This is a genomic window from Hymenobacter agri, assembly GCF_054778495.1.
This window is the reverse complement of sequence record NZ_BAAGZM010000213.1, coordinates 1-6,578: the sequence shown is the minus strand read 5'-3', so window position 1 is coordinate 6,578 and position 6,578 is coordinate 1. Positions and strand designations below refer to the sequence as shown.

The window sequence follows — 6,578 nt, the reverse complement described above, 5'->3', positions numbered from 1 at the left end:
AGAGGACCGTGGCGGCGGCGCGGCGGTGCAGTACCTCCGTCAGCACCCAGCCCGTGCCCCCGCCCAGAATGAGCACATGCGGGGTCCCGGCGGGCAGTCCGGCTAAGGCGGCCCGCTGCGTATTGCGCAATGCCGCGCCAAACACCAGCGCCGCCAGCGCATCATAAAACCACGCCACGCGGTCGAAACCGGTGAGGGGTGGGGCGCTGGGGGCCGCCGTTGGCCGAATTGGGGTGGAAGGAGGCACGTGAAATCAAAAAATATAAAAAAAATTGCCCCGGCAAGTAACTGAGAAACAATTGCCGATGTCTAAAGACGGCCGTGGGAAGCGAAAAATTTAGCAAAAAGGTTGCGCAGCCGTAATCCAACACCCTATCTTTGCAGCATCAAAACGCCACCCACCGAAAGGAAAACGGCTTTTGAGCCCAAGATGCGCTTGTGGCGAAATTGGTAGACGCGCTGTCTTCAGGCGGCAGTTCCGCAAGGTGTGAGAGTTCGAGTCTCTCCGAGCGCACGTTAAAAGCCAGTCCTTCGGGGCTGGCTTTTTTGTTTTGTCCGGGCGGTGTACTAGCCAAAGCTGGCCAGCTGGCCGCCGCTTCCGTAGTGTGGCCTATGAAACGTCTTACGGCACGCTTGCTGGCAATTGCGGGCTTACTCACCGTCGAAGTAGTATTTGTAACGGTGCTGTTCGTGGTGGCCTTTGCGATTTTTTTCTACCTGGTGCGGGTGGTATTCGTGCACCATTCGATGGCACTCGATAGCTGGGCTTCCGATGTGGTAGACGACTGGCAGCGGGCCTGGCCGTGGCTTTACGGGCCCATTCGCTTCGTTACCTTCTTTGCCTCGCTGCCTTTTCTGCTGCCGGCCAGCATCATTGGGCCGCTGCTACTGCGGCGGGCAGGCCACCCGCGCGAGGCCAAGGAGCTTGTACTGGTGATGGCCGGGGCAGTGTTGCTCAACCAGGTGCTCAAACTGTATTTCAACCGCCCCCGGCCGGCCAATGCCGTGCTCCACACCTTCGGCCTGAGCTTCCCGAGCGGGCATGCCATGCTGGGCCTCACTTTCTACGGCTGCCTGGCCTGGCTGCTGGCGCGGCATTTTGGCCGGCCGGGGTGGGCGGCTCCGCTGGTGTTATGGGCGGGGCTCATCGGCCTCACGCGGGTGTGCCTGCACGCGCACTACGCCACCGATGTGCTGGCCGGCTTTGCCGGGGGCGCGGCTTGGCTAATACTGTTCAGGGCCGCGCTCAAGCTTTTCTGGAAAGAGGAACAAGCCGTGTTACGCCAAACGGAATCCTGAGCGCGGCCAAATGTATCCCGGCCCGACACTTCCGATTCGGATTGGGGCCGCCAGCACGGCCCTTGCTACAGCCGCACCCGTACGCGCAGCGCCAGCAGGCCTTTCACGCCCTGTAGCTCCTCCAGTTCCAGTTCTTCCACGCCGGGTTCGAGCAGGCACCGGTCCTGCAGGTAGTCGATGTACTCGTAGTATTCCACGGCTTCGCGGCTTTGCGCATACACCAGGGCAATGGTGCCGGGCTGGGTCAGGCGCTCGCCGGTGCCCTGCACGGTGGCCTTGTCGATGCGCTTCTTGATAATTTCGTAGCGGATGTTGTAAGCACCGTCTACGTCGAACTGCCGCTCGTCCTGCCGGAAGCGGATGCTTAGGGGCTGGCCGTGAATGAGAATGAGCTGCGTGGTGTCGAGCGGCACGGGCAGCGTGGGCTTGAGGGCGGCGGTGCGGCGCGTGATTTCCACCATCGTCAGCAGCTGCCACAGGCGCAGGTTTTTAAGAAAAACAAGGTCGAAGGGTTTGTCCTGCACCAAGGTGCTGCCCACGAAGATGTTGAACTCGACGCCGTCGGTTTTGTAGCGCTGAAAGTAGTGCGGAAACATGAGCTGGGCCTTGTCCTCTTCCTCGTCGAGGTAGTCGCTCACGGCATCATTGAGGGCCGTAACGCTCAGCTCAAAGTCGCGGCGGCGCTTGTACAGAATGCCCAGGCGTGGGTCGATGTTCTGCCAGTAGTTGGTAATCACCGGGCGCAGGTCCTCCGTGTGCGTGGCGAGGTATTCAAACAGTGGCTCGACCTCGCGCTTCAGCGAATCGTAGATGTTGGCCTCGTCGCCCGTGAGCAAGCCCTCGCGCAGACGCTTCAGGTTTTTGGTCACGTAGAACTTCAGCTCGTCCAGAATAGGCAGCTGCTGATATTCCGAGGCCTTTTTCAGCACCTTATTAGCCAGCGTGAGGTGCTCCATCAGGTCGCCCTGAATGGCCTCGTTGCGCACCGTGCTGCTGCCCCGAATGTCGCAGGAGCCGTGCAGCGGGTACACGTCCTCAAACACGATTGGCTCCATCTCGGCCGTGCGGTTGCCCTCGTCAATCTTGGCGAGCAGGTTGCGGGCCGCGTCGGTAAAGCGCCACTCCATGGTGGGGTGAATGGCCGTAAACTTCTGCTGCACAATAGCCTGCACCCGGGTTTGCTGGTCTTCGGCGTTGCGCTTCACGGCCACCGCAAACAGCGGTACAAACTGCGCCACCGTGTCCATGTCAAACTCGTCGAGGCCGTCGGCATCGGGCGTGCCCAATTCCAACAGGCCCACCGTATCGTTGCCGTAGGGCAGCAGCGCCAGAATGGCCGAGCGGATTCCCAGACTCATAATCTGCTGGCGCAGGTCGTCGGGCAGGTCGGCGGTGGCCACGTCCTTGAGCACGAGCGGCTCGCGGCTATCCATCAGGCGCTGGTAAATCAGGCGGAAGCTGCTGTCCGACGCCTTGGTTTGCACCTGTTTGGTGAGGAAGCTGTGGTTGATTTTGCGGCCGAAGTCCATAAAGGCCTTCTTTTTCTCATCGTAGGCCGCAATGCCCAGCTGCAAAGCTGGCTGGGCAAACAGCACCCGCAGCTTTTCCTGAATCTGCTCGAAGCGGGCCGGCGTTTGCAGCACGTCGCGCTCCAGCAGGTCGTATTTCAGCTCCGACAGAATTTCCTGTTCCGTCACATCCGTCAGGCGCAGCACGTTGAAGCCTTCCAGCTCAAAATGCTCGGCCGGCAGCAATTCCTGCCACACCTCGGGGCGGTGGCGGTTGTGGAGTAGTGTCTCACGCTGCTCATCGCTCAGCTCGGGCGGCGTGCCCACCACCCGCACCCGCACGAACGACGAGTCGAACCCCACGTTGTAGTGGCGATACAAACCGATTTTATAGTCCGGCACCGTGAAAATAATGGCCCCCAGCGCCGGCAGCTCCACCCCGTACACGCGGTGCAGCACCAGTTGGTAAGCCATCAGGCCCAGCTGCCGCTCCATGGCAACCATGTCGATGTTGAGCGGCTGCTTTACCAAGCCGTCCTTGTTCAGCATGATGTCGCGGAACAGCCGCGTCGAGAAAAAGCTGCGCCGCTGGAAGGGGCCTACTGCGCCGCTGATGTCGGTGGCCAGCGAGGCCGGCGGAAATACGGCCAGCATCAGCGTTTCCACCAGGTCGCACTGCTCTTCCAGTAGCTTAGGGTCGGCGATGGGTTCAGTAATCCACGGGTTCTGGGCCACCTGCGCACCCACCGCCTGGGCCAGCAGCGCTACCCCGGCATTGGTCGATTGCTCACGGTTGTGCCAATACTCAACCAGGGGTGCCAGGCTAAGGACGGTGCGGAATGGAAATACCGGCACAGCCGGAGCCGTCGGGGTGGGAGCGACGGAAGAAATGGGGTCGGGAGCCATGAAGTGCTGCAGAAAAAGGCGCAAGCGAGCACGCCTGTGTAGCATATACGGGCCACAGGCCCGGATGGACTACCGCGTCACGGTCAACACGGCGCGCCGCGAGCCCAGATTAGTATAAACCGCTGGCTGAGTCGAGTCGGGCCGGGCAAGGGCCAGCTTACGCGAGTTGGTGTAGCAGGTGCAGCAGCCGTTGCCCTCCAGGCTACCGCTCAGCTTAACGCGGTCGATGACCAGCACGGTTTTACCGGGGCGGGTTTTGGGCTTCGTGCCCGGGAAGTAGCGCAACGCGTAGCTGAACGTGTCGAGCCGGGCACTGCCCAACTGGCTAAAAGGCGACGCATTATTAATAAGCAGCGTGTCGTACGCCTGCGCCGCCGTGCGAATGATGGTAGCAATTTCGGGCTTGGGTAGCACGGCCGGCGGTGCCTGCCGGTTGTAGTGCAGGTAGCGCACCAGCACCAGCGTGTCCAATTCTTCGGGTACGGTGAACTTGGTGCGGTCGAACACAATGCGCACGGCGTCGGCCTGCGCCTCATTGGGGCAGTCGCACACGTTGTTGGCGCAGCAGCCGGGCAGCAGCAGGCCCAGGCCAATCAGGGCAGCCAAGCGGTTTATCAAGGGTAAAGCCATTACGCACCAAAGGTAAGGCCCGCCGCTCCCACGCTCCGCAGCGGAGCCAGTGGAAGCGGCGGGCCCGAATAAACGAAGCCAGCCCGAAAGAATTGCCTAGCGGCCGCCCGTAGCCGACGACGAAGCCGCCGGAATAGTGGGGTTCTCCACGGTGCCGCCGGCCAGCAGCAGCGGGCGCAGGCGCGTGGTAGCGGTATCGAGCTGTGGGCGAATTTTAGCCATTGCGCCGCGCAGGGCAATGACGTCGGCCAAGCGCGGGGCATCGGTTTGCGAGTAGCCGTGGTACATGGCCACTTTCACTTCCGACGTGCCGGTGCCTTCGTACGAGCCGAGCAGGTTGCCCGCCGCGTCGCTCACCTGCACCTCTGCCTGCAGGGTGGTTTTGTACCACTCCAGTGGCACGCCCACCACGGCCGGCAGCAGGAAGGTGAGCACCTGGGCGCCCTGCAGGCCCCGGCCGGTGCGCAGGGTTTTCACTTTCTTCACCACCAGCTTGGCATAGCCGTAGGTAGCCGAGTCGGTCGGTTCGGTCAGGTTGATGCGGCACTCCTGCTGAAACAGTTTGAGCGGGTCTTCGGGCAGCGCACCGTCGTTCATGGCCAGCGGGCCCTGGTCAGCCAGAATTTCCAGCGGGGGCAGGCGGTTGGCAATTGCCGCCGTTGGGGTACTACGCATTTGGTTTTTAACCGAAACGCAAGAGCTTACTCCCAGCAGCACCGGCACCAGCGCCAGTACCGACCATTGACGAAGAATTTTCATAGCTTGAAGGTAATAGAAAAGACCGATAAAAAGAAGAAAAGCAAAAATTGTCTTATATCCATACGAAACCCGCGCGGTAGGGTTTCTAAGGCTAAATTACGGTATTAATACGGTATTCTGGCCATTTTGCCCGAATTTTTTATGAGAACGAGGTGCCCGGGATAGCCCCGAACACCTCGTTTTCGTTCAATTTCGCGTGTTGTCCGGCGCTACTCCGCTACCGGGTCGGGGCCGGCATAGCCGTCGACAAACTCTCCTTCCCAGCGGGCCACCACGGCCGAGGCCAGGCAGTTGCCCAGCACGTTCACGGCCGTGCGGGCCATGTCCATCAGCGCATCAATGCCCAGAATGATGAATACCGGCCAGGCCGGCAAGTTGAACGAGGCCACCGTGGCCAGCAGAATAACCAGCGAAGCCCGCGGTACGCCGGCCACGCCCTTGCTGGTGAGCATCAGCGTGAAAACCATCAGTAGCTGCTGGCTGAAGGAGAGGGGCACGCCCGCCGCCTGCGCTACGAATACCGCCGCCAGCGACAGGTAGAGGGTGGTGCCATCGAGGTTGAACGAGTAGCCCGTGGGCATCACGAAGGCCACGATGCGGCGCGGCACGCCAATGCCTTCCATGGCTTCCATGGCGCGGGGCAGGGCAGCTTCCGACGACGTGGTGGCAAAGGCAATGCTCACCGGCTCGGCCACGGCTGCGATAAAGCGGCGCAGCGGTAGCCGAGCAAACAGCGCCACCGGCAGCAGTACCAGCAGCACAAAGGCAATGAGCGCCCCGTAGAGCGTGAGCAGCAGCTGCAGGGCATTGAACAGCGGGGCAAAGCCCATTTTGCCTACCGTGTAGGCCAGGGCACCCCCCACGCCCAGCGGGGCAAAGTACATCACCACGTTGGTGAACTTGAACATCACTTCCGACAAGCTCTCGCAGAATTCCAGCATCACGCGGCGCGGACGCTCGGGAGTGAGCGCCAGCCCAATAGCGAAGATGATGGCGAAAATCACAACTTGCAGCACCTGGCCTTCGGCCACCGACTTGGCAATGTTTTCGGGGAAGATGTGCAGGATGATGTCGGCCGCTGTTTGGGGCGGCGCGGCCGTCAGGGCTTCTTCTTTCACGCCAACCCGGCTGATGCCCACGCCGGCTTTGGTGAGGTTGATAGCCCCCAGCCCGATAAACAGCGCGAACGTGGTCACAATCTCGAAGTAAACCAAGGCTTTAATGCCCATGCGGCCCACTTGCTTCAGGTCGGCGTGGCCGGCAATGCCCACGACGAGGGTGGCAAATACCAGCGGGGCAATAATGGTTTTCACCAGGCGCAGGAAGGCATCGCTGAGGACTTTCAGGTTCATGGCCACGCCGGGCGCATCGTGGCCCAGCTCAATGCCCACGAGCATGCTCACCACAATCCAGAGCGTGAGCGAGCGGCGCGGGGCCGCGGCGGCGGCAATGGCGGCCAGTGCCAGCCAGCGGGCG

The 6,578-nt window shown here is 61.5% G+C and carries 5 protein-coding genes, 1 tRNA gene and 1 pseudogene; 2 read left to right on the top strand and 5 right to left on the bottom strand.

The window, feature by feature from the left end; all coding sequences use genetic code 11:
- A pseudogene (locus ACYVDE_RS11870) lies at positions 1-247 on the bottom strand (hypothetical protein); the annotation flags it as partial.
- A 185-nt stretch (positions 248-432) separates the two neighbouring features.
- Between ACYVDE_RS11870 and ACYVDE_RS11865 the strand changes: the two are divergent.
- Positions 433-514 (top strand) — tRNA-Leu (locus tag ACYVDE_RS11865).
- A 98-nt stretch (positions 515-612) separates the two neighbouring features.
- On the top strand, positions 613-1,299 hold the full coding sequence (locus ACYVDE_RS11860) for a phosphatase PAP2 family protein (RefSeq protein ID WP_460501759.1): 687 nt from the start codon (positions 613-615) through the stop codon (positions 1,297-1,299).
- A gap of 65 nt (positions 1,300-1,364) precedes the next feature.
- Here ACYVDE_RS11860 and ACYVDE_RS11855 read toward each other — a convergent pair whose 3' ends face one another.
- From ACYVDE_RS11855 to ACYVDE_RS11840, 4 genes are all read right to left on the bottom strand, one after another.
- Entirely contained in the window at positions 1,365-3,713 is a 2,349-nt protein-coding gene (locus ACYVDE_RS11855) for a GAF domain-containing protein (RefSeq protein WP_460501758.1), read from the bottom strand.
- 69 nt (positions 3,714-3,782) lie between these two features.
- Positions 3,783-4,343, bottom strand: coding sequence for a hypothetical protein (locus ACYVDE_RS11850; RefSeq protein ID WP_460501757.1), 561 nt, complete (start codon positions 4,341-4,343; stop codon positions 3,783-3,785).
- A gap of 96 nt (positions 4,344-4,439) precedes the next feature.
- The gene (locus ACYVDE_RS11845; protein ID WP_460501756.1) at positions 4,440-5,102 is read right to left on the bottom strand and encodes a hypothetical protein; all 663 of its coding nucleotides are present in this window, start codon (positions 5,100-5,102) and stop codon (positions 4,440-4,442) included.
- Positions 5,103-5,311: 209 nt separating this feature from the next.
- Positions 5,312-6,578, bottom strand: a 1,267-nt coding sequence (locus tag ACYVDE_RS11840; protein ID WP_460501755.1) for a dicarboxylate/amino acid:cation symporter, incomplete at its 5' end; no start/stop codon positions are given.